This is a genomic window from Pseudomonas sp. PSPC2-3 (assembly GCF_049898265.1).
Classification (GTDB): Bacteria; Pseudomonadota; Gammaproteobacteria; order Pseudomonadales; family Pseudomonadaceae; genus Aquipseudomonas; species Aquipseudomonas veronii.
The window spans coordinates 233,483-258,399 of record NZ_JAFCXJ010000007.1; the positions used below are offsets into that span (position 1 = coordinate 233,483).

At 62.2% G+C, this 24,917-nt stretch carries 25 protein-coding genes and 1 riboswitch; of the genes, 18 read left to right on the forward strand and 7 right to left on the reverse strand.

From position 1 onward, the window contains the following. Positions 1-96: 96 nt before the first annotated feature. Positions 97-340: riboswitch (cobalamin riboswitch) on the forward strand. Positions 341-420: 80 nt separating this feature from the next. The 14 genes from cobO to ACP7E3_RS17605 all read left to right on the forward strand — a co-directional run bounded on the left by cobO (position 421) and on the right by ACP7E3_RS17605 (position 11,761). After that, positions 421-1,032 carry a cob(I)yrinic acid a,c-diamide adenosyltransferase gene (cobO, locus tag ACP7E3_RS17540; protein WP_046382485.1) on the forward strand — a complete coding sequence of 204 codons (612 nt, stop codon included), beginning with the start codon at positions 421-423 and terminating at the stop codon, positions 1,030-1,032. Further along, positions 1,029-2,396 carry a cobyrinate a,c-diamide synthase gene (locus ACP7E3_RS17545; protein WP_426123853.1) on the forward strand — a complete coding sequence of 456 codons (1,368 nt, stop codon included), beginning with the start codon at positions 1,029-1,031 and terminating at the stop codon, positions 2,394-2,396. The genes cobO and ACP7E3_RS17545 overlap by 4 nt, the downstream gene beginning before the upstream one ends. Beyond that, complete coding sequence (gene bluB / locus ACP7E3_RS17550; RefSeq protein ID WP_046382487.1) at positions 2,393-3,043, forward strand: 5,6-dimethylbenzimidazole synthase; 651 nt, start codon at positions 2,393-2,395, stop codon at positions 3,041-3,043. Before ACP7E3_RS17545 ends, bluB begins: the two co-directional genes overlap by 4 nt. Then, positions 3,040-3,948 carry an adenosylcobinamide-phosphate synthase CbiB gene (gene cbiB / locus ACP7E3_RS17555; protein ID WP_017845328.1) on the forward strand — a complete coding sequence of 303 codons (909 nt, stop codon included), beginning with the start codon at positions 3,040-3,042 and terminating at the stop codon, positions 3,946-3,948. Before bluB ends, cbiB begins: the two co-directional genes overlap by 4 nt. Beyond that, the gene (cobD, locus tag ACP7E3_RS17560) at positions 3,941-4,930 is read left to right on the forward strand and encodes a threonine-phosphate decarboxylase CobD (protein WP_017845329.1); all 990 of its coding nucleotides are present in this window, start codon (positions 3,941-3,943) and stop codon (positions 4,928-4,930) included. The genes cbiB and cobD overlap by 8 nt, the downstream gene beginning before the upstream one ends. Beyond that, on the forward strand, positions 4,927-6,378 hold the full coding sequence (locus ACP7E3_RS17565; protein ID WP_017845330.1) for a cobyric acid synthase: 1,452 nt from the start codon (positions 4,927-4,929) through the stop codon (positions 6,376-6,378). The genes cobD and ACP7E3_RS17565 overlap by 4 nt, the downstream gene beginning before the upstream one ends. Before the next feature lie 91 nt (positions 6,379-6,469). Further along, positions 6,470-6,991 (forward strand): bifunctional adenosylcobinamide kinase/adenosylcobinamide-phosphate guanylyltransferase, encoded by a 522-nt coding sequence (gene cobU / locus ACP7E3_RS17570; protein ID WP_017845331.1) that lies wholly within the window; start codon positions 6,470-6,472, stop codon positions 6,989-6,991. Then, positions 6,988-8,043 (forward strand): nicotinate-nucleotide--dimethylbenzimidazole phosphoribosyltransferase, encoded by a 1,056-nt coding sequence (cobT, locus tag ACP7E3_RS17575; protein WP_426123857.1) that lies wholly within the window; start codon positions 6,988-6,990, stop codon positions 8,041-8,043. Before cobU ends, cobT begins: the two co-directional genes overlap by 4 nt. Further along, positions 8,040-8,615, forward strand: a complete 576-nt coding sequence (gene cobC, locus ACP7E3_RS17580; protein ID WP_108524703.1) for an alpha-ribazole phosphatase family protein — start codon at positions 8,040-8,042, stop codon at positions 8,613-8,615. Before cobT ends, cobC begins: the two co-directional genes overlap by 4 nt. A gap of 2 nt (positions 8,616-8,617) precedes the next feature. Then, positions 8,618-9,346, forward strand: a complete 729-nt coding sequence (locus ACP7E3_RS17585; RefSeq protein ID WP_017845334.1) for an adenosylcobinamide-GDP ribazoletransferase — start codon at positions 8,618-8,620, stop codon at positions 9,344-9,346. A gap of 42 nt (positions 9,347-9,388) precedes the next feature. Continuing rightward, positions 9,389-9,793 carry a MarR family winged helix-turn-helix transcriptional regulator gene (locus tag ACP7E3_RS17590; RefSeq protein WP_017845335.1) on the forward strand — a complete coding sequence of 135 codons (405 nt, stop codon included), beginning with the start codon at positions 9,389-9,391 and terminating at the stop codon, positions 9,791-9,793. Between the two features lie 63 nt (positions 9,794-9,856). Then, a complete protein-coding gene (locus ACP7E3_RS17595) occupies positions 9,857-11,056 on the forward strand; it encodes an MFS transporter (protein WP_162231515.1) in 1,200 nt (399 codons plus the stop codon). Further along, entirely contained in the window at positions 11,053-11,175 is a 123-nt protein-coding gene (locus ACP7E3_RS17600; protein ID WP_017845337.1) for a hypothetical protein, read from the forward strand. The genes ACP7E3_RS17595 and ACP7E3_RS17600 overlap by 4 nt, the downstream gene beginning before the upstream one ends. Positions 11,176-11,209: 34 nt before the next feature. Next, positions 11,210-11,761, forward strand: coding sequence for a glutathione peroxidase (locus ACP7E3_RS17605; RefSeq protein ID WP_017845338.1), 552 nt, complete (start codon positions 11,210-11,212; stop codon positions 11,759-11,761). A gap of 64 nt (positions 11,762-11,825) precedes the next feature. Here ACP7E3_RS17605 and ACP7E3_RS17610 read toward each other — a convergent pair whose 3' ends face one another. From ACP7E3_RS17610 to ACP7E3_RS17625, 4 genes are all read right to left on the reverse strand, one after another. After that, a complete protein-coding gene (locus ACP7E3_RS17610; RefSeq protein WP_057003852.1) occupies positions 11,826-13,112 on the reverse strand; it encodes an OmpP1/FadL family transporter in 1,287 nt (428 codons plus the stop codon). 145 nt (positions 13,113-13,257) lie between these two features. After that, on the reverse strand, positions 13,258-13,740 hold the full coding sequence (locus tag ACP7E3_RS17615) for a hypothetical protein (RefSeq protein WP_046382493.1): 483 nt from the start codon (positions 13,738-13,740) through the stop codon (positions 13,258-13,260). 280 nt (positions 13,741-14,020) lie between these two features. Beyond that, positions 14,021-14,245 carry a hypothetical protein gene (locus ACP7E3_RS17620; RefSeq protein WP_017845341.1) on the reverse strand — a complete coding sequence of 75 codons (225 nt, stop codon included), beginning with the start codon at positions 14,243-14,245 and terminating at the stop codon, positions 14,021-14,023. Positions 14,246-14,688: 443 nt separating this feature from the next. Beyond that, a complete protein-coding gene (locus tag ACP7E3_RS17625) occupies positions 14,689-14,994 on the reverse strand; it encodes a hypothetical protein (RefSeq protein ID WP_057003853.1) in 306 nt (101 codons plus the stop codon). Positions 14,995-15,451: 457 nt separating this feature from the next. On the opposite strand from ACP7E3_RS17625, the gene ACP7E3_RS17630 reads away from it, so the two are divergent. Then, the gene (locus tag ACP7E3_RS17630; RefSeq protein WP_057003854.1) at positions 15,452-15,775 is read left to right on the forward strand and encodes a hypothetical protein; all 324 of its coding nucleotides are present in this window, start codon (positions 15,452-15,454) and stop codon (positions 15,773-15,775) included. A gap of 175 nt (positions 15,776-15,950) precedes the next feature. Next, positions 15,951-17,315, forward strand: coding sequence for a DNA recombination protein RmuC (rmuC, locus tag ACP7E3_RS17635; protein WP_164887036.1), 1,365 nt, complete (start codon positions 15,951-15,953; stop codon positions 17,313-17,315). Positions 17,316-17,323: 8 nt separating this feature from the next. On the opposite strand, the gene ACP7E3_RS17640 is transcribed toward rmuC, so the two are convergent. From ACP7E3_RS17640 to ACP7E3_RS17650, 3 genes are all read right to left on the reverse strand, one after another. Continuing rightward, positions 17,324-20,794, reverse strand: a complete 3,471-nt coding sequence (locus ACP7E3_RS17640; protein WP_128192289.1) for a hybrid sensor histidine kinase/response regulator — start codon at positions 20,792-20,794, stop codon at positions 17,324-17,326. A 132-nt stretch (positions 20,795-20,926) separates the two neighbouring features. Next, the gene (locus ACP7E3_RS17645) at positions 20,927-21,310 is read right to left on the reverse strand and encodes a YbaN family protein (protein ID WP_128192288.1); all 384 of its coding nucleotides are present in this window, start codon (positions 21,308-21,310) and stop codon (positions 20,927-20,929) included. A gap of 20 nt (positions 21,311-21,330) precedes the next feature. After that, positions 21,331-21,918: a YecA family protein gene (locus tag ACP7E3_RS17650; RefSeq protein ID WP_017845347.1), complete on the reverse strand. Its 588-nt coding sequence runs from the start codon at positions 21,916-21,918 to the stop codon at positions 21,331-21,333. A gap of 275 nt (positions 21,919-22,193) precedes the next feature. On the opposite strand from ACP7E3_RS17650, the gene recQ reads away from it, so the two are divergent. Together recQ and ACP7E3_RS17660 are read left to right on the forward strand one after the other, a co-directional pair. Next, positions 22,194-24,320, forward strand: coding sequence for a DNA helicase RecQ (gene recQ, locus ACP7E3_RS17655; protein ID WP_017845348.1), 2,127 nt, complete (start codon positions 22,194-22,196; stop codon positions 24,318-24,320). A gap of 121 nt (positions 24,321-24,441) precedes the next feature. Continuing rightward, complete coding sequence (locus ACP7E3_RS17660) at positions 24,442-24,876, forward strand: MarR family transcriptional regulator (RefSeq protein WP_017845349.1); 435 nt, start codon at positions 24,442-24,444, stop codon at positions 24,874-24,876. Positions 24,877-24,917 lie beyond the last annotated feature (41 nt).

Genomic DNA, 24,917 nt, shown 5'->3' on the forward strand with positions numbered 1-24,917 from the left:
TTTCTCCTGGATGCCTGTAAGGGTAGAGGCGCCCGATGCGGCGATGGTTCAAGTGCAAGGCCAGCTTTAATTGACGCTCCACCCCCAACCCACTAACCTTCGCCGCTTGTTCCAGGTGCTCTGTGACCCACGGGTCGACTGAGTGAAACAGGGAAGCCGGTGAGTGAGCGCACTTGTACACAGTGCTGCCGCGATTCCGGCGCTGCCCCCGCAACGGTAAATGAGTCAAGACGGTGCTGTTTGCCACTGTATCGCCCGCGATATGGGAAGGCGCGCCGTCGGCGTGCGCTCTAGCGCGCCACTCATGAGCCCGGAGACCGGCCTGGATCATCCAACAGCATCACGGTGGGCGATGCTTGGCTGTCTGTTGTTGTTTTTTCCTGCCCGCCGTTTTTTGTCCAGCCCCAACGGAGAGCTGCCATGACCGATTCCCCCGAGCGCGACGAACGCCATCTGGCGCGCATGCTGCGCAAAAAAGCCGTGATCGATGAACGCATCGCCAATTCCCCGAACGAATGCGGCTTGCTGCTGGTGCTGACCGGCAACGGCAAAGGCAAGAGTAGCTCGGCGTTTGGCATGCTGGCCCGCGCCATGGGCCACGGCATGCAGTGCGGCGTGGTGCAGTTCATCAAGGGGCGCAACAGCACCGGCGAAGAATTGTTCTTCCGCCGTTTCCCCGAGCAAGTGCGTTTCCATGTAATGGGCGAGGGCTTTACCTGGGAAACCCAGGACCGCCAGCGCGACATCGCGGCCGCCGAGGCCGCCTGGGCGGTGTCCCGCCAATTGCTGCAAGACCCGAGCATCGGCCTGGTGGTGCTGGATGAGCTGAACATCGCGCTCAAGCACGGCTACCTCGACCTCGATCAGGTCCTCAGCGACCTGCAGGCCCGCCCGCCGATGCAGCACGTGGTGGTCACCGGCCGTGGCGCCAAACCTGAACTGATCGAAATGGGCGACACCGTCACCGACATGGGCATGCTCAAGCATGCGTTCCAGGCCGGTATCAAGGCACAGAAAGGCGTCGAACTTTGAATCAGCCCCGCCATTGCCCGGCTGTCTTGATCGCCGCACCGGCGTCCGGCCAGGGCAAAACCACGGTCACCGCCGCGCTGGCGCGCTTGCACCGCAACCTGGGGCGCAAGGTGCGTGTGTTCAAATGCGGCCCGGACTTCCTCGACCCGATGATCCACGAGCGCGCCAGCGGTGCGCCGGTGTATCAATTGGACATGTGGATGGTGGGCGAGCAGGAAAGTCGCCGCCTACTGTGGGAAGCAGCGGGGGAGGCGGACCTGATCCTGATCGAAGGCGTGATGGGGCTGTTCGACGGCACACCTTCCAGCGCCGACCTGGCGCGGCACTTCGGTGTGCCGGTGCTCGGCGTGATCGATGGCACGGCCATGGCGCAGACCTTCGGCGCCATGGCCCTCGGCCTGGCACGCTATCAGCCGGACTTGCCGTTCGCCGGCGTGCTGGCCAACCGCGTCGGCACCCTGCGCCATGCGCAATTGCTCGAAGGCAGCCTCACCGAAGGCCTGCGCTGGTATGGCGCGCTGTCCCGCGAGACCGCTATCGAATTACCCAGCCGCCACCTGGGCCTGGTGCAAGCCAGCGAACTGAATGACCTCGACCTGCGCCTGGACGCCGCCGCCCAAGCGTTGGGCAGCAGCTGCGAGGTTGCGTTGCCGCCGCCGGTCACCTTTGCCGCACCGCCCGTAACCCGCACCGAACCGTTGCTGGCTGGCGTGCGGATCGCCGTCGCGCGTGACGAAGCCTTCGCCTTCACTTACGGTGCCAGCCTCGATCTGCTGCGGGCGATGGGCGCCGAGTTGAGCTTCTTCTCGCCGATCCATGATCGCCAATTGCCAGACGCCGACAGCCTCTATCTGCCCGGTGGTTACCCGGAATTGCATCACCAGGCACTGTCGGAAAACACCGCGATGCTGGAGGCGATCCGTGCCCATCACGCTGCCGGCAAACCGCTGCTCGCCGAGTGTGGCGGCATGCTCTATCTGCTGGATTCGCTCACCGATGTCGACGGCCTCCGCGCCGGACTGGTCGGCCTGCTGCAGGGCGCTGCGGTGATGCAAAAGAAGCTCGCGGCGCTGGCTCTGCAAAGCGTCGAATTGCCCGAGGGCGTGTTGCGTGGGCACACCTATCACCACTCGCTGACCAGCACCGACTGGGTGCCCATTGCCCGTGGCGTGAGCCCCAATGGCGGGCGCGGGGCCGAGGCGGTGTATCGACAGGGGCGGCTGACCGCTTCCTACGTTCACTTCTACTTCCCCTCCAACCCCCGGGCCGTGGCCGCGCTGTTTGCGCCCGAGCGAGTCGCACCGCACGCTGTGCAACAGCACGAATCCACGGTGGGAGCGGGCTTGCCCGCGATAGGCTCATGACCGACAACGCTTTCCCCCAGGCCGAGCGCGACGCCGTCTACCGTGCCATCGCCGAACGCCGTGACATGCGTCACTTCAGCGGCGGTGACGTGGCTCCCGAACTGCTGCAGCGCTTGCTCCAGGCCGCACACCAGGCGCCGAGCGTCGGCTTGATGCAGCCGTGGCGTTTTATCCGCATCAGCGATCGCCCATTGCGTGGGCGGATTCAACAGTTGGTGGAGGAAGAACGCATACGCACCGCCGAGGCCCTGGGCGAGCGTTCCGATACGTTCATGAAGCTCAAGGTCGAAGGCATCCACGACTGCGCCGAAGTGCTGGTGGCGGCGCTGATGGATGAGCGCGAGCGACATATCTTCGGCCGGCGTACCTTGCCGGAAATGGACATGGCCTCGCTGTCCTGCGCGATCCAGAATCTGTGGCTGGCCGCGCGGGTCGAAGGCCTGGGCATGGGCTGGGTGTCGTTGTTCGAACCGCAGGCCCTGGCCGACCTGCTGGGCTTGCCGCCCGGCGCGAAACCCTTGGCGGTGTTGTGCCTGGGGCCGGTCGAGGCGTTCTATCCGGCACCGATGTTGCAGCTCGAAGGCTGGGCCGAACCGCGCCCGCTGAGTGACATGTTGTATGAAAATACCTGGGGAGTGCGTCAATGAGTGTGGCCTTGCTGTGTGTCGCTGCGGTGGCGCTGGATGCGCTGCTGGGCGAGCCCAGGCGCTGGCATCCGCTGGTGGCGTTCGGCAACTTCGCCGCGCGCATCGAGCAGCGTTTCAACAGCGGTGGCCGTGGCTGGCGCAGCCATGGCGTGACCGCCTGGTTTATTGCGGTGGTGCCGTTGACGCTGTTGGCCACCGCGTTATCGTGGGCGCCTTACATCGGCTGGGTGCTGGAGATCCTCGCGTTGTACTGTGCCCTCGGCATGCGCAGTCTCGGCGAGCACGTGATCCCGGTGGCCCAGGCCCTGCGCGGCGATGACCTGGACGAAGCCCGGCGGCGCGTGAGTTACCTGGTGAGTCGCCAGACCAGTGAACTGGATCGCACTGAAGTCGCTCGCGCCGCCACCGAATCGGTGCTGGAAAACGGCAGCGACGCGGTGTTTGCCGCACTGTTCTGGTTTGTCGTCGCGGGTGTGCCGGGCGTGGTGCTGTACCGCTTGAGCAACACCCTCGACGCCATGTGGGGCTATCGCAACGAACGCTTCGAGCGTTTCGGATGGGCGGCGGCCAGGATCGACGATGTACTGAACTATATTCCGGCACGCCTGGTGGCGTTGACCTACGCCGTACTCGGTAAAACCAGGCTGGCCATCAAATGCTGGCGCCGTCAGGGCCCGACCTGGGACAGCCCCAACGCCGGTCCGGTGATGGCGGCGGGGGCAGGTGCCTTGGGCGTCGAGTTGGGCGGTGCCGCGATCTATCACGGTGAGCTGCACCAGCGTCCGCCACTGGGCGAAGGCCCGGCGGCGGATGCGGACGCCATCGACCGCGGCTGGCAACTGGTGCAGCGCGGCGTATGGTTGTGGCTGCTGATCCTATGCGTCGGGGGGCAATTGTATGCTTGAGCACGGTGGCCGGCTGCGTAAGGCGGCGATTGAATATGGGATTGCCGAGGCCGAATGGCTCGACCTGTCCAGCGGCCTGGCGCCCTGGCCGTGGCCGGTCCCCGAGATTCCGTTGCGCGCCTGGGCGCGTCTGCCGGAAACCGACGACGGTCTGGAGCAAGCCGCCAGCGAATACTATGGCACCGCGCATTTATTGCCAGTGCCGGGTTCCCAGGCGGCGATCCAACTGCTGCCGCGCTTGCGCCGGGGCGGCAAGGTCGGCGTGCTGTCACCTTGCTATGCCGAGCACGCCGAGGCCTGGCGTCGCGCCGGCTACGTGGTGCGCGAAGTGCAGGAGCAGGAGGTCGACTTCTTTCTCGACAGCCTGGACGTGCTGGTGGTGGTCAACCCGAATAACCCCACGGGCCTGAGCCTGACCCCGCAACGGCTGCTCGACTGGCATGCGCGGCTGGCCCAGCGCGGCGGTTGGCTGGTGGTGGACGAAGCGTTCATGGACGTCACGCCGCACCTGAGCCTGGCCGGCCAGGCCCATCAGGTCGGCCTGATCGTGCTGCGTTCGTTCGGCAAGTTCTTCGGCCTGGCCGGTGTGCGCCTGGGGTTTGTGCTGGCGGAGCGCAAGTTGCTCAAGCTGTTGGCCGAACAGGTCGGGCCGTGGGCGGTCAGCGGGCCGACGCGGGTGATCGGTCAAGCGTGTCTGCGCGATACCGCCGGGCACACCCGGCAACGCAACCGTTGCCTGGAAGCCGGCCAGCGCTTGTTCGATTTGCTCGAGCGCCAAGGTTTCCAACCCCAGGGCGGCTGCGCCCTGTTTCAATGGCTGATCACCCCTCACGCCGAACGCATGCACAACTTCATGGCCCAGCGTGGCATTCTGCTGCGCCTGTTTGTCCACGACAGCAGCCTGCGTTTCGGCCTGCCCGACACCGACGCCGATTGGCAGCGCCTGGAACAGGCCCTGATCGCCTACAAGGACGCGGTATGAGTACGCTGATGGTGCAAGGCACGACGTCCGATGCCGGTAAAAGCACCCTGGTCACCGCCTTGTGCCGCTGGCTGGTGCGCCAGGGCGTGGCGGTGGTGCCGTTCAAACCGCAGAACATGGCGCTCAACAGCGCGGTGACGGCCGAAGGCGGCGAAATCGGCCGCGCCCAGGCGGTGCAGGCGCAGGCCGCCAACCTGGCGCCGCACACCGACATGAACCCGGTGCTGCTCAAACCCAACAGTGACACCGGCGCCCAAGTGATCATCCATGGCCGCGCCGTGACCAGCATGAACGCAGTGGCCTATCACGACTACAAAGCCATCGCGATGCAGGCGGTGCTGGCGTCCCACACGCGTTTGAGCGACGCCTACCCGGTGGTGATGGTGGAAGGCGCAGGCTCCCCGGCGGAGATCAACCTGCGTGCCAATGACATCGCCAACATGGGCTTCGCCGAGGCCGTGGATTGCCCGGTGCTGCTGATCGCCGACATCAATCGCGGCGGCGTGTTCGCGCATCTGGTGGGCACCCTTGAATTGCTTTCGCCGACCGAACAGGCGCGGGTCAAAGGCTTCATCATCAACCGCTTTCGCGGCGATATCGCCTTGTTGCAGCCAGGGCTGGATTGGCTGGAAGCGCGCACCGGCAAACCGGTGGTTGGCGTATTGCCCTACGTGATGGACCTGCACCTGGAGGCCGAAGACGGCATCGACCAGCGTCAGATCGACAAGGCGGCCGAGGTGCTCAAGGTGGTCGTGCCGGTGTTGCCGCGCATCAGCAACCACACCGACTTTGACCCGCTGCGCCTGCATCCCCAGGTGGACTTGCAGTTCATCGGCCCGGGCCAGCCGATTCCCGCCGCCGACCTGATTATTCTGCCGGGCTCGAAAAGCGTGCGCAGTGACCTCGCGTACCTGCGCGCCAATGGCTGGGACACTGCGGTGGCGCGGCACTTGCGCTACGGCGGCAAGGTGCTGGGAATTTGCGGCGGGTTGCAGATGCTCGGCGAGCAGGTGCATGACCCGCTCGGGCTCGAGGGGCCGGCCGGCTCCAGTGACGGTCTGGGGCTGCTGGCGTTCAGTACGACGCTGGCGCAAGAGAAGCAGTTGCGCAATGTGCGTGGGCGCCTGTTGCTGGAGGACGCCGAGGTCAGTGGGTATGAGATCCATGCGGGCGTGACGTCCGGCGCGGCTCTGGAACGTCCTGCTGTGCATCTGGACGATGGCCGACATGACGGCGCCCAGAGCGCCGACGGGCAAATCCTCGGGACTTATCTGCACGGTGTATTCGAAACCCCGGCCGCGTGCAGCGCCTTGTTGCGCTGGGCCGGTGTGCAGGCGGTGCAGGAGGTCGATTACCACGCCCTGCGCGAGCGCGACATCGAACGGTTGGCCGACCTGGTGGAACAGCATCTGGATACCGCGCTGTTGCGCAGGTTGTGTGGGATTTGAGGGTTTGCCTGAGACACCGAGGTGTCTGCATCGCTGGCACGCCAGCTCCCACCGTTGACCGAGCCCGGCTCGAATACCGAGGTGCCATCCCATGCTCCAACTGATTCTCGGCGGCGCCCGTTCCGGCAAGAGCCGCCTGGCGGAAAAACTCGCCAGCGACAGCGCGTTGCCCGTCATTTATATCGCCACCAGCCAACCGCTGGACGGCGAGATGAACCAGCGTGTCGCCCTGCATCGCCAGCGCCGCCCGGATCACTGGGGCCTGATCGAAGAACCGATCGAACTGGCACGGGTGCTGCGCGAAAACGCCGCGCCCGAGCGCTGCCTGCTGGTGGATTGCCTCACGCTCTGGCTGACCAATCTGCTGCTGCTCGATAACCCCGAGCGTCTGGCTTTTGAGCGTGACCAATTGCTCGAAAGCCTGGCCTCATTGCCAGGTGAAATCCTGTTTGTCAGCAACGAGACCGGTTTGGGTGTCGTGCCGCTGGGCGAATTGACTCGCCGCTATGTGGATGAAGCCGGTTGGCTGCATCAAGCCTTGGCCGAACGGTGTCAGCGCGTTGTCCTGACCGTTGCCGGCCTGCCCCTGACTTTGAAAGGTACTGCGTTATGACGGAAACCTGGTGGCTCAACCCGTGCAAGGCCAGCGACGCTTCGGCGTATCAACACGCCTTGGCGCGCCAACAGCAATTGACCAAGCCGGCCGGCTCCCTCGGCCGCCTGGAAGCGTTGGCGGTGCAGTTGGCCGGCCTGCAAGGCCGGGTCAAACCGGCGATGGAGCAGGTGTGGATCGCCATCTTTGCCGGCGACCACGGCGTGGTGGCCGAAGGCGTGTCGGCGTATCCCCAGGCAGTCACCGGGCAGATGCTGCATAACTTTGTCGCCGGCGGTGCGGCCATCAGCGTATTGGCGCAGCAACTGGCGGCGCAGTTGGAAGTGATCGACCTCGGCACGGTGACGCCGTCGCTGAACCTGCCCGGCGTGCGTCACTTGAATATCGCAGCGGGCACCGCCAACTTCGTCAACGGCCCGGCGATGACCGAGGCGCAAGGGCGGCTGGCGCTGCAGGCCGGTCGCGACAGCGCGCGCCGTGCGTTGGCGAGCGGCGCACAGCTGTTTATCGGCGGCGAGATGGGGATCGGCAACACCACCGCCGCCAGCGCGTTGGCGTGTGCCTTGCTCGATTGCCCGGTGAGCGATTTGACCGGGCCGGGTACCGGCCTGGATGCCCGGGGTGTCAGCCACAAAGTCATCGTCATCGAACGCGCACTGGCGGTGCATGCCGCGCAACGCGGTGATGCGCTGCACACCCTGTTCAACCTCGGCGGGTTGGAGATCGCGGCGTTGGTCGGTGCCTATCTGGCCTGCGCCCAGGACGGCATCGTGGTGCTGGTGGACGGCTTTATCTGCAGCGTTGCCGCGTTGGTCGCCACGCGGCTGAACCCGGCGTGCCGGGAGTGGCTGGTGTTCGGCCATCGCGGCGCCGAGCCTGGCCATCGCCACGTGCTGCACTGCCTCGACGCGCAACCGTTGCTCGAACTCGGCCTGCGGCTCGGCGAAGGCAGCGGCGCGGCGTTGGCGGTGCCGCTGCTGCGCCTGGCCTGCGCGCTGCACGGGCAGATGGCGACATTCGCCGAAGCCGCCGTGGCGGACCGCCCGGCATGACCTTGCACCTGGACCTGTTGCGCCACGGCGAAACCGAATTGGGCGGTGGCCTGCGCGGCAACCTCGACGATGCGCTCACCGCAAACGGCTGGGCGCAGATGCGTGCTGCGGTGGCCGGGCAGGGCCCATGGGACCGATTGATCAGTTCGCCGCTGCAACGGTGTGCGCGGTTCGCGCAAGAACTGGGCGCAACACTCAAGGTGCCGGTTAGCCTGGAAAAGGCCCTGCAGGAATTGCACTTCGGCGCCTGGGAAGGGCAGAGCGCGGCGGCGTTGATGGAGACCGACGCCGACGGGCTGGGCGCGTTCTGGGCCGACCCCTATAGCTTCACGCCACCTGACGGTGAACGTGTCAGCGACTTTTCCGATCGGGTTCTCGGCGCGGTCTCACGCTTGCATCAGGCTTATGCCGGACAGCGTGTGTTGTTGATCAGCCACGGTGGCGTGATGCGTCTGCTGCTGGCCCGGGCGCGCGGTTTGCCCCGAGCGCAGTTGCTGAATGTCGAAGTCGCCCATGGCGCACTGTTCAGCCTGCAGGTTGCGGCTGACGGCGCGTTGAAGGAAGGGCGCTGAACATGCTGCCGTTCTGGATCGCCTTGCAGTTCCTGAGCAGCCTGCCGATTCGTCTGCCGGGCATGCCGCAACCCCAGGAACTGGGGCGCTCACTGCTGTTTTATCCGCTGGTGGGCCTGTTGTTCGGTCTGCTGTTGTGGGGCCTGAACCTCGCGCTGGCGGGCGCGCCGTTGTTGCTGCACGCCGCGTTGTTACTGACGGCCTGGGTGTTGCTCAGCGGCGGCTTGCACCTGGACGGGCTGGCGGACAGCGCCGACGCCTGGCTCGGTGGGTTCGGCGATCGCGAACGCACCCTGACCATCATGAAGGACCCGCGTAGCGGGCCGATCGCCGTGGTCACCCTCGGCCTGGTATTGCTGCTCAAGTTCACCGCCCTGGTGGCGCTGATCGAGCAGCACAACGGCGCGGCACTGATCCTCGCGCCGCTGATCGGGCGTGCGTCGATGCTCGCGCTGTTTCTCACCACGCGCTATGTGCGTGCCGGAGGATTGGGCCAGGCATTGTCGGACCACTTACCAAGGATTGTCGGCCAGCAGGTGCTGATCCTCAGCGGCCTGGCCTGCCTGCTGATCGGTGGTTTCAGCGGTGGGATCGCGGTCCTGCTCGCGGCGCTGTGTTTTATCGGCTTGCGTCAGTTGATGGTCAGGCGTCTCGGCGGCACCACCGGGGACACCGCTGGCGCCCTGCTGGAGCTGCTGGAAGTGGCGGTTGTGGTCGGATTGGCGCTGTAACACTTGCTTGCATTTCCTTAATCGCGGGTATATACACGTTCCATGCTTGCCTCCCAATGTTTATGCACCAACCTGCGACGTGCCGCCCGTGGCGTCAGCAGGCATTACGACGGCGCTCTCGACGGCTTCGGGATCAACGTCGCCCAGTATTCTCTGCTGTGCAATTTGCAGCGTCTCGATCAACCGAGCATTTCCAGCCTGGCCGACGCCATGGGCCTGGATCGCAGTACCTTGGGGCGCAACCTGCGCGTGCTGGAAGGCGAAGGCCTGGTGCGGTTGGTCGAAGGCGACGATCTGCGCAACCGCCTGGTGCTGTTGACCGAAGCCGGTGCAGAACGACTGGCCGCAGCGTTGCCAGCGTGGGAGGCGGCGCAGCAGAAATTGATTGATCGGCTGGGCGCGGAAAAACGCGAAACCCTGTTGGCCTTGCTGGATGAACTTGCCTGAGCGCGGGTTTGTTCGACTACAAGCGGGTATATACCCGTAAATGGAGAATAAGAAATGACTTCGATGTGGCGCACCAGTGGCTGGATTCTTGTGGGAAGTGCGCTGATCCTGGCGTTGTCGCTGGGTGTAAGGCATGGCTTCGGTCTGTTCCTGGCACCGATGAGCGCCGAATTCGGCTGGGGCCGTGAGACGTTTGCCTTCGCTATCGCCCTGCAGAACCTGATCTGGGGCTTGGCGCAGCCGTTCACCGGCGCCCTGGCCGACCGTTTTGGGGCGAGCAAGGCCGTGCTGGTTGGCGGGGTGTTGTACGCCGTCGGCCTGGTATTGATGGGCATGTCCGACTCGGCCTGGTCACTGTCGTTGAGCGCCGGTTTGTTGATTGGTATCGGCCTGTCCGGCACTTCATTCTCGGTGATCCTGGGCGTGGTCGGCCGTGCGGTGCCGCCGGAAAAACGCAGCATCGCCATGGGCATTGCCAGCGCCGCCGGTTCTTTCGGACAGTTCGCCATGGTGCCGGGCACCCTGGGTTTGATCAGTTGGTTGGGCTGGTCGGCGGCGCTGCTGGCGTTGGGCTTGATGGTGGCGCTGATTCTGCCGCTGGTGAGCATGCTCAAGGATCGGCCGCTGCCCGTCATGGCCGGCCAGCAAACCTTGCGTGAAGCACTGAAGGAAGCCTGTTCTCACTCCGGGTTCTGGTTGCTGGCGTTCGGTTTTTTCGTCTGCGGTTTCCAAGTGGTGTTTATCGGCGTGCATCTGCCGGCCTACCTGGTCGATCAGCATTTACCGGCGACTACCGGCACCACCGTATTGGCCTTGATTGGCCTGTTTAATATCGCCGGCACCTACACCGCCGGCTGGCTCGGCGGGCGCATGTCCAAGCCGCGCCTGCTGACCGCTTTGTATCTGTTGCGCGCGGTGGTGATCGTGCTGTTCCTGTGGGCGCCGGTGACTGAAGTCACGGCCTACCTGTTCGGTATGGCGATGGGCTTCCTGTGGCTGTCCACCGTGCCGCTGACCAACGGCACGGTCGCCACGCTGTTTGGTGTGCGAAACCTCTCGATGCTCGGTGGGATCGTGTTCCTGTTCCATCAGCTCGGTTCGTTCCTCGGTGGCTGGTTGGGCGGGGTGGTCTATGATCGAACCGGCAACTACGATTTGATCTGGCAAGTGGCGATTCTCTTGAGCCTGCTCGCCGCCGCTCTGAACTGGCCGGTGCGCGAGCGGCCGGTGGCGCGGTTGCAGACGCAGATGGAGGCGGCATGAGTTCCAATGGGTATTGGTTCGTTGGGGCCGCGGCGGCAACGCTGCTGCTGCTTCTGGCATGGTGGGGCTGGCAGCGCGGTGGGCTGGCGTTGATGCAACTGGGTATGTCGATCTGTTAAGTTCGTGGTCTGACTATTTTGAAGGACACACGACATGCAGATGCGCTGGCTTGCAGTACCCGTCCTGATGGCTGCTTTTAGCGGTGCGGCGATGGCCGCCAGTTGCCCGCCGTTGCTGGAGGGGCAGTTGCCCAAGTTGCGCGCCAAGGAATCCATCGACCTGTGCCAGCGCTTTGCCGGCAAGCCTTTGGTGATCGTCAATACCGCCAGTTTCTGCGGCTTTGCGCCGCAATTCAAAGGCCTTGAGGCTCTGTACCAGCGCTATAAGGACCAGGGGCTGGAAGTGATTGGTGTGCCGTCCGATGACTTCAAGCAGGAAGCCAAGACCGGCGAGGAAACCGCCAAGGTCTGCTACGTGAATTATGGCGTCACCTTCACCATGACCGAGCCGCAGGCGGTCAAGGGGCCGGACGCAGTGCATCTGTTCAAGGTGCTGGCGCAGCAGAGCAGCGCGCCAAAGTGGAATTTCTACAAGTACGTGGTGGATCGCCAGGGCAAGGTGATCGCCAATTTTTCCAGCCTGACCAAGCCGGACAGTCCGGACTTGCTCAAGGCGGTAGAGGCAGCGTTGGCGTCGAAACCCTGATCGTTACCCATTGAAAAGCCCCGCCTCCTTTACCGGAGAGCGGGGCTTTTTATGCGCAAGCAGGTCAGAACTTGTAAGTCACGCCCAGGCCGAAACCGTTGGCGCTGTTTTCGTATTTGGAGCTGTAGGAACCCAGTGCGTTGGATTTGTTGACTTTGACCGGCTCTTCCTTGAGGTAGGAGTAAGCCACGTCAACGGTCAGGTCTTCCGTCACTGCGTAACCCATACCAACACTGAAGATGGTCCGGTCACCGGTAGGAATGCGCGGCGAACGATCGGTGTTGTTGGTTGGCGACTGGTCGAAGGACAGGCCGGTACGCAGTACCACCTGCTTGGTGACCTGATACGAGGTACCCAAGGCGTAAGCCCAGGTGTCGTGCCAGTTCTGCGGTTCAGTGATAGTGCCGACAAGCGCAGGTGCCAATGCGCCTCCGCTAGCCGCTGTCACACCTTCGTTTTTGATGGTGATGTCTTTCAAGCGACTCCAACGAGTCCAGGTCGCACCCGCATACAGTTTCCAGGCGTCGCTGAGGTCTTGAGTCACCGACAGGTCCCAGGATTCAGGCGTGTCGACTTTCAATGAGGCGTCGTAGCGGTTATTGGCCAGCACTCGTGATGGAACCGTGGACGCTTTGGTGACGTCGGTGTGGCCTTCGAGTTTGTACTTCACTGCCGAGTGGTAGGTCAGGCCGACGCGAGTGGTATCGGTGGCTTGAACCAGGATACCGGCGTTAAAGCCCAGGGCGGTGTCGTCGCCTTTGACTTTGACTTTGTTGTCGCCTGGCATCCCCAGGCCAGCCAGGCTCGGCCGCGATTCCAGGGTGCCGTCGATACGGTTGATGGTCGGACCAAAACCGATGGACACGCGATCATTGAACGCGTAGCTGACAGTCGGTTGGAAGGTGATGACCGATACTTCGCTCTTGCTACCAAACCCGCGACCTTGGAAACCACTTTCGTAGTCGGTTTTCAGGCCGAACGGTGCATAAACACCGAAGCCGATAGACCATTGATCGTTGAGTTTGTTGGTGTAGAAACCGAAAGGTACGCCAGTGAAAGGCACCATGTCGCCTTTGTTGGTCCCGCTGGAACGGCCGCCGGCATCTTTGATATCGGTGGAGGCATCGATCACCGCGAAACCACCGGTAATTTGTTGGCCTTCCAGGCGAGCCATACCAGCAGGGTTACCGTAGACAGTGCTTGCGTTTTCGGCGGTAGAAGAGCGTCCTGCGAAGCCCGTACCCATCCCGGCGACGTCTTGTTCGTTAAGGGCAAAGCCACTTGCGAAGACGTGGGAAGAGGCCATGGCAACGGCGAGGCTAAGTGTGGTCTTGAGCATTACTTTTTTCATTATTAGAACTCCGTGTGATCACCGCAGCGGAAAGTATCAACAAATTACACATCGCGCTATAGGCTGTAACACAGGAGATAGAGCCGTTTTGTAGGACAATCCTACCAAAATCGCCGCATTTTACCGGATTTTGTAAATTGCCCGATCAGCAGGTCACCTGATTCATGGATGAAACACAGGTTTTCCAGGCGTGGGTGAAATCGCGAAGACGGCCTTGAGGGTGAAATATTTCTTTCCAGATACGCGCCATGGCCAATATGTCACCCGGTTCGGGCAAGGCGGGGCGCTGTTGTTCCACCAGTAACCAGGCGATGGCGGTGGCATAACGCAGGTTGACGGTCAGCTCAAGCTGGGGCGCGCCAAGGAAGGCGTGCTGGCTGGCCAAGCCGCGTACCAGGCTGGCGCGTTCGGGGTCCAGCGCCAGGTAGGTGTCCCATAAGGCGCGGTGACGCTGGTCGGAGATGCTGTAGAGGCCGTGGCCGCGACGGTCGTGCAAGGCGGAGCCAAGTTCCGACTGGCTGGCGGCAATACCCAGCAGCAGGGATTCAGCGGTCTGGTCGTGGCGCCCGAGGTAAACAAGCGTCGGCCTGATCACATAACGACACAATTCGCTGGCAGCGATACCCATACTCGCCTCTATCCGTGAAAGTGGTCGACGAAGCCTGAGCGGGTGGGGGCTTGGCAGCGGTGGATCGGATCTCAGGCCCGTCGGAAGCGGATCATGCCGCTTGAGTTGAAGTGTAGTGTCATATTCGTGGTGTAAAGGACTGTTTTAAAAACATCTTCTTTATTCAGTTATAACGTTTATATCTATTCGTGCTGAGTGCAAATATTCAAAACCTGAATACCGGGCAATAAAAAACCCTGCTTGTTAAACAGGGTTTTTGGGTTTCAGCAACTTCGGTCGATCAGGCAATCAGTGCCTGACGGGTACGCTCGATCACGGCCTGCAGCGGCTCTGCGCTGGAGTATTGATCGGGGTACAGGCGTTCGCTGTGACGAGCGATGCCGTGTTCGTTGACCAGGGTGAAGCTGAAGCAGCCTTTGCGAGCGGCCATGATCAGGCAGTTCATTGGTGCAAAAGCGTTGGTGAGGGCGCGAATGGCGTCCTGAGTATGGATTTGAGTGGACATATTATGGGTGTTCCTACAAATGACACGGTTAAGAACCGCGCAACGTTAAAACGTTCCAGTGACGTCGATCACTATTGATCGAACGAAGAACCCGACTGGAACAAAGCAGCCAGTTTGAAGCGCTAATAGTTTAGGCGCGCTTGGGCTGGCAGGTAGGTACTTAGGAGGGCAGGCAACACAACAGGGGCTAAGGTTCTGGGCCCGGGGTGAAGATCCTGATCAATTGGCAGGTTGGTTCGGTCAGAGTATTGAGACTTCGCGACACCCTTTGCTTGTTCAAAGGCTGTGTCGTCGCAAGTGATACCTGGAAACCATCAAGGTGGTCGATCCCGTGTTGTTCAGGGGAGTTGTTCGACCAGAATTGACTTTCAGCTTGGTACTAACGCCGCGGATAGTAACGGATCGAAGCGGGGAATGGAAGCGTATCGGTAAAAAAACTTCAGTCAGCCCTCCAGCACCCCGTGATACACCAGCACCGTGACGGCTGCCGCCAGCGAGCAGCCCAGCGCATACGCGGCCAGGGTCAGGCGCAGGGACTGGCCGGTCTCGATCATTTTCATGACATCGCCCATGTCATTGATCCGGCCCTCGCCCAACTCGATGCACAGGCTGGCGGCGGTGAACGCGGCGGAGAGCAGGATCGCGATCGCAAACAATGCGCCGTCCGGCGAAGGCAGAGCGGCGTTGATTCCCAGGGAGGTCGCGCAAATGGCCAGCAGCAACACGGTGAATAACAGAATTCCTTTCATCGACCCGTACATGGTTGCGTTGTAGGTGCGGCAGTGTGGCGACCCGCATTGAATTTGAAAAGTCCCTGCCTGGCCGTGCCAGTAACATGTTCAAGCCATGTCGGATCAAAAAACCTTGGCGATATAACCGGAGCAAAGGGACTTGTACACATTGTTCACGGTATGTGTCACCGTTCTGTCAAGTGTTTCCATCGGGCCCCATTTGCCTGTAATGAAAATTTAAGTCAATGAAAAATATCGCTTTTTTTTATTGGTGAAAAAATCGTCAGTTTGACTGCGGCCCCCATTCCATGGGGCTTTGCGCGAGTTAAAGGTGGGTTGTCCACTGAGTTATCCACAGCTTCTGTGGATTGTCCCGAGCGCTTGCTCTAGCACGGGCGTGCAGGGTTTTTTCGGCTTTACCTGTACGAAAAAAAGAGTAGAGTGGCGCGCCTTCCGTTCTGTCCCGCAGTGCTTTATGAAGTTTCGCTCAGTATCATCTTCTGTTACCGACACCCCTCCGGTTGTTACCCCACCCAAACGTTTCTCCTTGAAAGTGGCCTTGTGGTTGCTCGACAGCCCGCGTCTTGGTCACAGCACCAACATCAAACATTTTGCCGGGCGCTTGCTCAAACAGCCGGCCCGTGATGGCGTGGTCGCAGCGCAAAGCCGACTCGGCCAATTGATGTGCCGCGAATGCGACAATGCCCGCGACCGCCGCATCGGCCACGACCTGCTGCGCCTGGCTGCCCGTGCCGGTGACCGCCGCGCCCAGCGTGAATTGGGCCAGGTCGAAGACTGAGCTGTCCTCAACCCCCTTGCTTGGTTAACCTTGCTCTTTTTCGGTGATGGCAGACATGGCTATGGCTTTTGACTGGACCAGTATTGCCCTGGGACTTGCTGGCGCGGCAGTGCCGTTATTGGCCGTGTGCTGGCAGCTTCAGCGCCGTCTGGCCGCGCGCATGGCCGGCTGGGAATTGCTTGAAGAGCGCCTGACCACCGCGCAACTGGCCCAGGAAGGGTTGGCGGCCCAACTGGACGCCAGCCGTGACGAAATCAGCGACCTCAGCCAGGCCAACGCCGCCAAGCAGGCAGACCTGGCCGCCGTGCGCCGCGAAGTCGAATTGCTGCAGATCGATCGCGACAATGCCCGCGACGCCGCCCACGCCTGGAACCTCGACCGCAGCGCCAAGGAAGCCGAACTGCGTCGCCTTGACGCGTTGTCGGCGGCCTTGCGTGCGGAGCTGCGCGAGCAACAGGACAGCCATCAGCAACGCCTCGCCGACCTGCAGGGCTCGCGGGACGAATTGCGGGCGCAGTTCGCCGAACTGGCCGGGAAGATTTTCGACGAACGCGAGCAGCGCTTCGCCGAAACCAGCCAGGAGCGCCTCGGACAGTTGCTCGATCCCTTGAAAGAACGCATCCAGTCCTTCGAAAAACGTGTCGAAGAAAGCTATCAGAATGAAGCCCGCGAACGCTTTTCCCTGGGCAAGGAGCTTGAACGCCTGCAGCAACTGAACCTGCGTCTGTCGGACGAAGCCACGAATTTGACCCGTGCGCTGAAAGGCCAGAAGACCCAGGGCAACTGGGGTGAACTGATCCTTGAGCGCGTGCTGGAACACGCCGGCCTGGAGAAGGGCCGCGAGTACCAGACCCAGGTCAGCCTGAAAGGTCCGGACGGTGAGCGCTTCCAGCCGGACGTGCTGATCATGTTGCCCGGTGACAAACAGGTGGTGGTGGACTCCAAGGTCAGCCTGACGGCCTATCAGCAGTACGTGGCGGCGGACGACGAGGTGATCGGCCAGGCGGCGCTCAAACAGCATGTGCTGTCTCTGCGCAATCACGTCAAAGGCTTGGCCGGTAAGGACTACAAACGCCTGGAGGGCTTGCACAGCCTGGATTTCGTGTTGCTGTTCGTGCCGATTGAAGCCGCTTTTTCGGCGGCCTTGCAGGCTGAGCCCAACCTGTTCCAAGAAGCCTTCGACCGTCATATCGTCATCGTCAGCCCCACCACCTTGCTCGCCACCCTGCGGGTCATCGACAGCCTGTGGAAGCAGGAACGCCAGAGCCAGAACGCCCGGGAAATCGCTGAGCGCGCCGGCTGGCTGTACGACAAGTTCGTGCTGTTTATCCAGGACCTGGATGAAGTGGGTAACCGTCTGCAGCAATTGGATAAGGCTTACAGCGCAGCGCGGAATAAGCTGACAGATGGTCGCGGTAATCTGGTCAGCCGCACCGAACAGTTAAGGTTGCTCGGCGCCCGCGCCAGCAAAAGCTTGCCCGCCGACTTGCTGGAGCGGGCAATGACCGACTCCGACGGGGTGGCGCACCTGCCCGAATAGGTGGCTGATCAAAGGGGCAGATGCCGGCTGAGCAAGGCGCGCAACGCCGCCGGCTTCACCGGTTTGGCCAGATAATCCAGCCCCGCCGCATGCACTTGCGCCACCATCTCCGGACGACCGTCGGCGCTGATGACCACGCCGGGAATCGGCTCCGCCAACTGTGTGCGTAGCCAGCCCATCAACTCCGTGCCGGTTTCGCCGTGGTCCAGGTGGTAATCCACCAGCGCCAGTTGTGGGCGCACGCCGTCGGCCAGCAGCGCCGCGCACTGTGCCTGGTCGGTGGCGGTCCATACTTCGCAGCCCCAGCGCGTCAGCAGGCTGCGCATGCCTATCAGGATGCTTTCTTCGTTATCCACACACAGCACCCGCGCGCCGCTCAGGGGCAGGCCGCTTTCCTGCGCGGTCTTGACCGGTGTGCTGGTCTGGTTGCGAGCCAGCGGCACGCGCACGCTGAATACGCTGCCCTTGCCCGGCCATGAGCGCACGCTCAGGCGATGGTCCAATACGCGACACAGGCCATCGGCAATCGCCAGGCCCAGGCCGAGGCCCTTTTCGGCGCGGGTCTGGTGGCTGTCCAGACGTTTGAACTCCTCGAAAATCACCTTCTGTTTATCCTGCGGAATGCCGGGGCCGCGATCCCAGACTTCCAGGCTCAACTCGCCCTGGTGTCGGCGTACACCCAGCAGCACTGGGCCGTCGGCATAGCGGAAAGCATTCGTCAGAAAGTTCTGCAAAATCCGGCGCAGCAACTTGATGTCACTGTCCACGCGCAAATGACTGCCGCGCAAGCGGAAGCGCAGGCCTTGTTCCTGGGCGAGCGCCTTGAATTCGGCGCCGAGGGTGTCGAACAGTTCGTTGAGCACGAACGGCTGGCGTTGCGGGTTGATCTTGCCGTTTTCCAGGCGCGAGATGTCCAGCAGGTCGCTGATCAGGTCTTCGGCGGAACGTAGCGAACTGTCGAGGTGTTGCACCAGTTGCCGGGCTTCGTTCGACAGGCCGTCGTTCTGGTGGGAAAGGGCGGCGGAGAACAGGCGTGCAGCGTTCAGCGGTTGCATCAGGTCATGGCTGACCGCTGCGAGAAAGCGCGTCTTCGATTGGTTCGCGGACTCGGCCACGCCCTTGGCATCGGTGAGCGCCACGTTTAGCTGCGACAGCTCGTGTGTCCGCTCGGTGACCCGTCGTTCCAAGCCCTCGTTCGCCTCGGTCAGTGCGTGTTCGGCCTCGCGGAACGCGGTGATGTCGGTGAAGCTCATGACGAAACCGCCGCCGGGCATCGGGTTGCCGATCAGTTCAATCACCCGTCCATTCGGGAACAGGCGTTCGGAGGTGTGCGCGCGGCCTTGGCGCATCCAGTGCAGGCGTCGCGCCACATGCACTTCGGCCTCACCCGGTCCGCACAAGCCGCGCTCGGCGTTATAGCGAATGATGTCGGCAATCGGCCGGCCGACGCTGATCAATCCCTCGGGGTAGTTGAACAGCTCCAGGTAACGGCGGTTCCACGCCACCAGCTTGAGGGACTGATCCACCACGCTGATGCCCTGGGTGATGTTTTCGATGGCGCCTTGCAGCAGGGCCCGATTGAATTGCAGCACTTCGGAGGCTTCGTCGGCGATCCGTACTACGTCCTCCAGCAGCATGTCCCGACCTTCAATCGCGGCCTTTACGACTGCGCGAGTCGAAGAGGCGCCGAGTACACCCGCCAGCAGGCGTTCGGTATGCGCGATCCAATCGTTATCGGCATTCTGGTTGGGGTTGAAGCCTTTGCCCTGGCGATAGGCGAAGCGGATAAAGCTCTGCTGCGCGCGTTCTTCGCCGACAAAGCGCGCGGCCAGGCTCAGCAGGTCGCTGATCTGGACCGACAACATGGAGCGAGTGCTGGCGCGTTGGCTGGTTTCCTGGCCGATGAAGCGCCCGGCCTGCCAGTGTTCGGACACCCGGGTACGCGAAAGCATCGAGACCCAGACGAACAGTGTGAAGTTGCCCGCCAGGGAGAACACGGTGCCCAGGGTCAGCGACGTGAGGGGCAAGCCGAGCGGGTGGGAATGCAACCAGGTCAGGCCGGGGAAAAGGCTGAGCGACCAGCCCAGGCTTTTCGCGGTAACCGGTAGGACCAAGGTGTAGAACCACAGGAACGTGCCTGCCGCCAAGCCGGCAAACACGCCGCGTCGATTCGCCTGTTTCCAATACAGCGCGCCGAGCATGGCAGGTGCCAGTTGGGTCACCGCGGCGAAGGCAATCTGGCCGATCGTCGCCAGGCTCGCGCTGGAGCCGAGCAATCGGTAGCTGACATACGCCAGCAGCAGGATGAGCACAATGCTGACGCGGCGTACCGAGAGCATCCAGTGGCGGAACACTTCAAACGGCCGTTCCGCGCTGGAGCGGCGCAACAGCCAAGGCAGCAGCATGTCGTTGGACACCATGGTCGACAACGCGATGCTCGCCACAATCACCATGCCGGTGGCGGCCGACGCGCCGCCAATGAACGCCAGCAGGGCGAGGACTGGATGGGCTTCGGCCAAGGGCAGGCTGATCACGTAGGAATCGGGTAGCACCGAGCCGGGCAAGAGCATTTTGCCGCCGAGGGCGATCGGTACGACAAACAGCGCGGCGAGGATCAAGTACGCAGGGAAAACCCATTTGGCCAGGCGCAAATCCTGGGGGTCGATGTTTTCCACGACGGTGACGTGAAACTGCCGGGGCAGGCAGATGATCGCCATCATCGCGACGCCGGTCTGTACCACCATCGTTGGCCAGTTGACGGTTTCGTTCCAGTATTCCTCCAGGCGTGGTGCCAGCATCGCCTGGCTGAACAAGTCGTCGAAACCGTCGTAGAGGCCGTAGGTCACAAACACGCCGACCGCGAGAAACGCGAACAGCTTGACCAGCGACTCGAAGGCAATCGCCAGCACCATGCCACGGTGGTGTTCGGTGGCGTCGAGGTTGCGCGTACCGAAGACAATGGTGAACAGCGCCAGCACCAGCGATACGATCAGCGCCGTGTCCTGGGCGCGGGTGCCGGTGGCATCCGCGCCGGCACCGATCAGCAGGTTCACCCCGAGTACGATGCCCTTCAGTTGCAGGGCGATGTAAGGCAACACGCCGACCATGCAGATCAGCGCGACCACCACCGCCAACGACTGGGATTTGCCGTAGCGTGCGGCGATAAAGTCAGCGATGGAGGTGATGTTTTCCTGCTTGCTGATCAGAATCATCTTTTGCAGGACCCAGGGGGCGAATACCAGTAACAGCACCGGTCCCAGGTAGATAGGTATAAACGCCCACAGTTGTTCGGCCGCCTGGCCTACGGCGCCGAAGAAGGTCCAACTGGTGCAATAAACGGCCAGCGACAGGCTGTACACCCAGGCACGCATGCGCGGCGGCAACGGCGCATGGCGGCGGTCACCGTAAAAGGCGATGGAAAACATAATGGCCATATAGGCCAAGGCAACGGCGGCGATCAGCCCGCTGGACAGCGTCATGGTAACTCCGGACAGAAACACGCCCAGGCATTTCGGGCCCGGTTGGACAGTCTCGCATGATGCCTGGGGATTAGTCAGTGTCGACCAAGGTCTTGTGAGCACTAATGTCGCAGGGCACGGTGTTAAAGAGGCTCAGCGCGGCGGCAGGGTTTTCTGGCGCAGGATGTAGATCGTCACCAGCACCGCGCTGGTCAGCATGAAGCCGCGGGCCCACGGCAGAGGCACCAGGTAGCAGGAAAAACCGATACTCAGCCACATCAGGCCGATAGCGTAGACCTTACCCTTGAACGGGATGCCATTGCCGTCCAGGTAGTCGCGAATCCATGGGCCCAGGCGCGGGTGTTCCACCAGCCAGGCGTAGAAACGCGGGGAGCTGCGCGCGAAGCAGGCGGCGGCAAGAAGCAGGAAGGGGGTGGTGGGCAATACCGGCAGGAAGATGCCGATCACCCCCAGCGCTACGCTCAGCCAGCCGATGGCCAGCAGTGCGTAACGCAGGAGCGGCGAGCGCTTGCCCATGGCGATCACGGGCGTGCGACTCAGTGGTGACGTGGCTTGAGGAGCGCCGGTTTTTCGTCGGGGGCGTTGCACAGCAGGTACAGGGCAGTCAGGGCTTCCGGGATCTGTACGATCATGTCGTCCATCAGATTGGCGTCGGCGGCGATGTCGGAGAACTCCGGCTGGTCGTCGAACAGGCCCGAACCGACCATGATCGGCAGCAGCATTTCGCTGACTTCTTCTTCGGCGGTTTCGAACCAGGCGGCTTCGCGCAGGAACACACCTTCCATGAAGCCGATGCACCAGCCGCGCAGGTCGGAGTCGTCCGGCTCTTCGCCCAGGTCGAGGTCGCACGGCAGCTCGAATTCCTCGTCGGAGGCCAGTTGGCGACCGATGTGGGCCTTGAGGGCGAGCAGGGTGGCTTCGATCTCTTCGCGCTGGGCGGCGTCAGCGTAATGAGGCTCTTCGGCGAACAAGGCGTCGATCCACTCACGGTCCGGCACGATGTCGGAAGAAATCGACAGGGCGGTCAGGTAGCCGTGGGCGGCCACGTAGTCCAGCGCCTCGTCATGCAGCTCATCGGCGTCGAGGAAGGCTTGCAGGCGGGTTAGTTGCTCAGCGAAGGACATTGAAGGACTACCTTGGGAATAAACGATGCTGAATTCTAGGCTTTCTTGAGCGCCCAGGCCAGCCACACTGCATATTTGGCCGGTTTTAGATAGCGGCCGCTGTTCGTCAGCCGCGCCCTTTGCCGGCCGACGCTCGGGTATACTGCCGCGTTTTGTGATGCCCCCTGCAGGCCAGCGCCAACCCGAGAAAACTTCGCTTACGGATTATTTTCCGTAGATACGCGCTTTTTCGGCCAGCCTGTATGGAGGGATTTCGGCGATATTTGGAGTTTTACATGCTCGAGCAGGCTCAACGCGTCCTCAAGGACATCTTCGGCTACGACAGTTTTCGTGGCCGCCAGGGTGCGATCATTGAGCGCGTGGCCAATGGCGGTGATGCCCTCGTCCTGATGCCGACCGGCGGTGGCAAGTCGTTGTGTTTCCAGGTGCCGGCGTTGCTGCGTAACGGCCTTGCCGTGGTGGTCTCGCCGTTGATCGCGCTGATGGACGATCAGGTGGCGACCCTCGAGGAACTCGGCGTTGCTGCCGCCGCATTGAACTCCACGCTCAGCGCCGAACAGCAGCGCGACCTGGCCGCGCGTATCAAGCGCGGCGAAGTGAAAATGCTTTACCTGGCCCCCGAGCGCCTGGTGCAGCCGCGCATGCTGGCCTTCTTGCAGAGCCTGGAAATCGCCCTGTTCGCCATCGATGAAGCGCACTGCGTATCGCAATGGGGGCATGATTTCCGTCGCGAATATTTGCAGTTGGGGCAATTGGCGGAACTGTTCCCCGACGTCCCGCGTATCGCCCTGACCGCCACCGCCGACAAGCGCACTCGCGAAGAAATCGTCGAGCGCCTGCATTTGCAGAACGCCGAGCGCTTCCTGTCGAGCTTTGACCGGCCGAATATTTTCTATCGCATCGTGCCCAAGGAACAGCCGCGCAAGCAGTTGCTGGCGTTCCTGTCCGAGCGGCGCAGCGATGCGGGCATCGTCTATTGCCTGTCGCGCAAGAAGGTCGACGAAGTGGCCGCCTTCCTGTGCGAGCAGGGTTATCCGGCGCTGCCCTACCATGCAGGCTTGCCCAACGACTTGCGTGCCTATCATCAGAAGCGCTTCCTCAACGAGGAAGGCCTGATCATGGTGGCAACCATCGCGTTCGGCATGGGCATCGACAAGTCCAACGTGCGCTTCGTGGCCCATATGGATCTGCCCAAGTCCCTCGAGGCGTATTACCAGGAAACCGGGCGCGCCGGGCGTGATGGCCTGCCGGCCGATGCGTGGATGGTCTACGGCCTGCAAGACGTGGTGATGCTCAAGCAAATGCTGCAGAACTCCGAAGGTGACGAGCGCCACAAACGCCTGGAACAGCACAAGCTCGACGCCATGCTGTCACTCTGCGAAGAGACGCGTTGCCGCCGCCAGACCTTGCTGGCGTATTTTGACGAAGACATGCCCGAACCCTGCGGCCATTGCGACAACTGTGTCGACGGCGTGCAAACCTGGGATGCCACTGAACCGGCGCGCCAGGGTTTGTCTGCCATCTACCGCACTGGCCAGCGTTATGGCGTCGGCCATCTGGTGGATGTGTTGCTGGGCAAGGACAACGAGAAGGTGCGCAGCTTCGGCCACGAGAAACTATCGGTCTACGGTGTCGGCAAGGCCCGTGCCGAAGGCGAATGGCGATCGCTGTTCCGCCAGATGGTCGCGCGCGGCCTGGTGGACATCGACATCGAAGGCTACGGCGGTCTGCGCCTGAACGACAGTTGCCGGCCGTTGCTCAAGGGGGAAGTGAGCCTGGAACTGCGCCGCGACCTCAAGCCGCAGACCACCGCCAAGAGCAGTACCAGCCAGGCCAGCCAACTGGTGCGCTTCGAGGAGCGTGAACAGTGGGAAGCCTTGCGCGCCCTGCGGCGCAAACTGGCGCAGGAACACAGCGTGCCGCCTTACGTTATTTTCCCCGACTCGACCTTGCTGGAGATGTTGCGCGAGCAGCCGACCACCCTGGCCGAAATGGGCCGGGTCAGTGGCGTGGGCGCGCGCAAGCTGGAACGTTATGGCCAGGCCTTCCTCGAAGTGCTCGGCGGCCAGGCCGAAGCGCCGAAGGAAATTGCCGATATTCGCCACGAATTGATCAGCCTGGCGCGGGCCGGCATGACCCCGATCCAGATCGCTGGCCAGTTGCAATGCTCGGAAAAAAACGTCTACACGCTGCTGGCCGAATCCATCGGTAAGCAACAGTTGTCGTTAGAGCAGGCCCTTGATTTGCCAGAAGATTTGCTCGGTGAAATCCAGGATGCCTTCCTGGACGGTGAAGGCGAACTGCCACCAGTTGCGGAGATTGCACCGCTGTTCACGGGGCGGGTTCCCGAGGGTGTTTTGTACTGTGTGCGTGCCGCGTTGCAGTCTGAGTTCGAAATTTAGTGTGCCAATTGCGACGATGAAACGAATCAGTACAGACGAGCGCTTGCCTACTGACATGGCTCATGCTTAGCTGACTAATAATTAGTCATACTTTGTTTTCAGTCTAAACCATGAGTTTTTTATGCCGTTAACCGATCAACACCGTTTTGGCATGCAGTTGGCGCAAATGTCCCGAGGTTGGCGCGCCGAGCTGGACCGCCGTTTGGCGGGGCTGGGCTTGTCTCAGGCACGCTGGCTGGTGCTGCTGCACTTGGCGCGTTTCGAAGAAGCACCGACGCAGCGTGAGCTGGCACAAAGTGTCGGCGTCGAAGGGCCGACACTGGCACGCTTGCTCGACAGCCTGGAAAGCCAAGGGCTGGTGCAGCGCCAGGCGGTGGTGGAAGACCGGCGCGCCAAGCGCATCCTGCTGTGTGACAGCGCCCGACCGTTGATCGAGCAGATTGAAACCATCGCCACTGCATTACGCCATGAGTTGTTCGTGGGCGTGAATGAAGAGGACCTGCGGGTGTGCATGCGCGTGCATGGGCACATTCTGGCGAATCTGGAAAAGTCCTGACGTCAGGCGCAACAGAGATCGAATAGGTGGGAGTTGGTTTG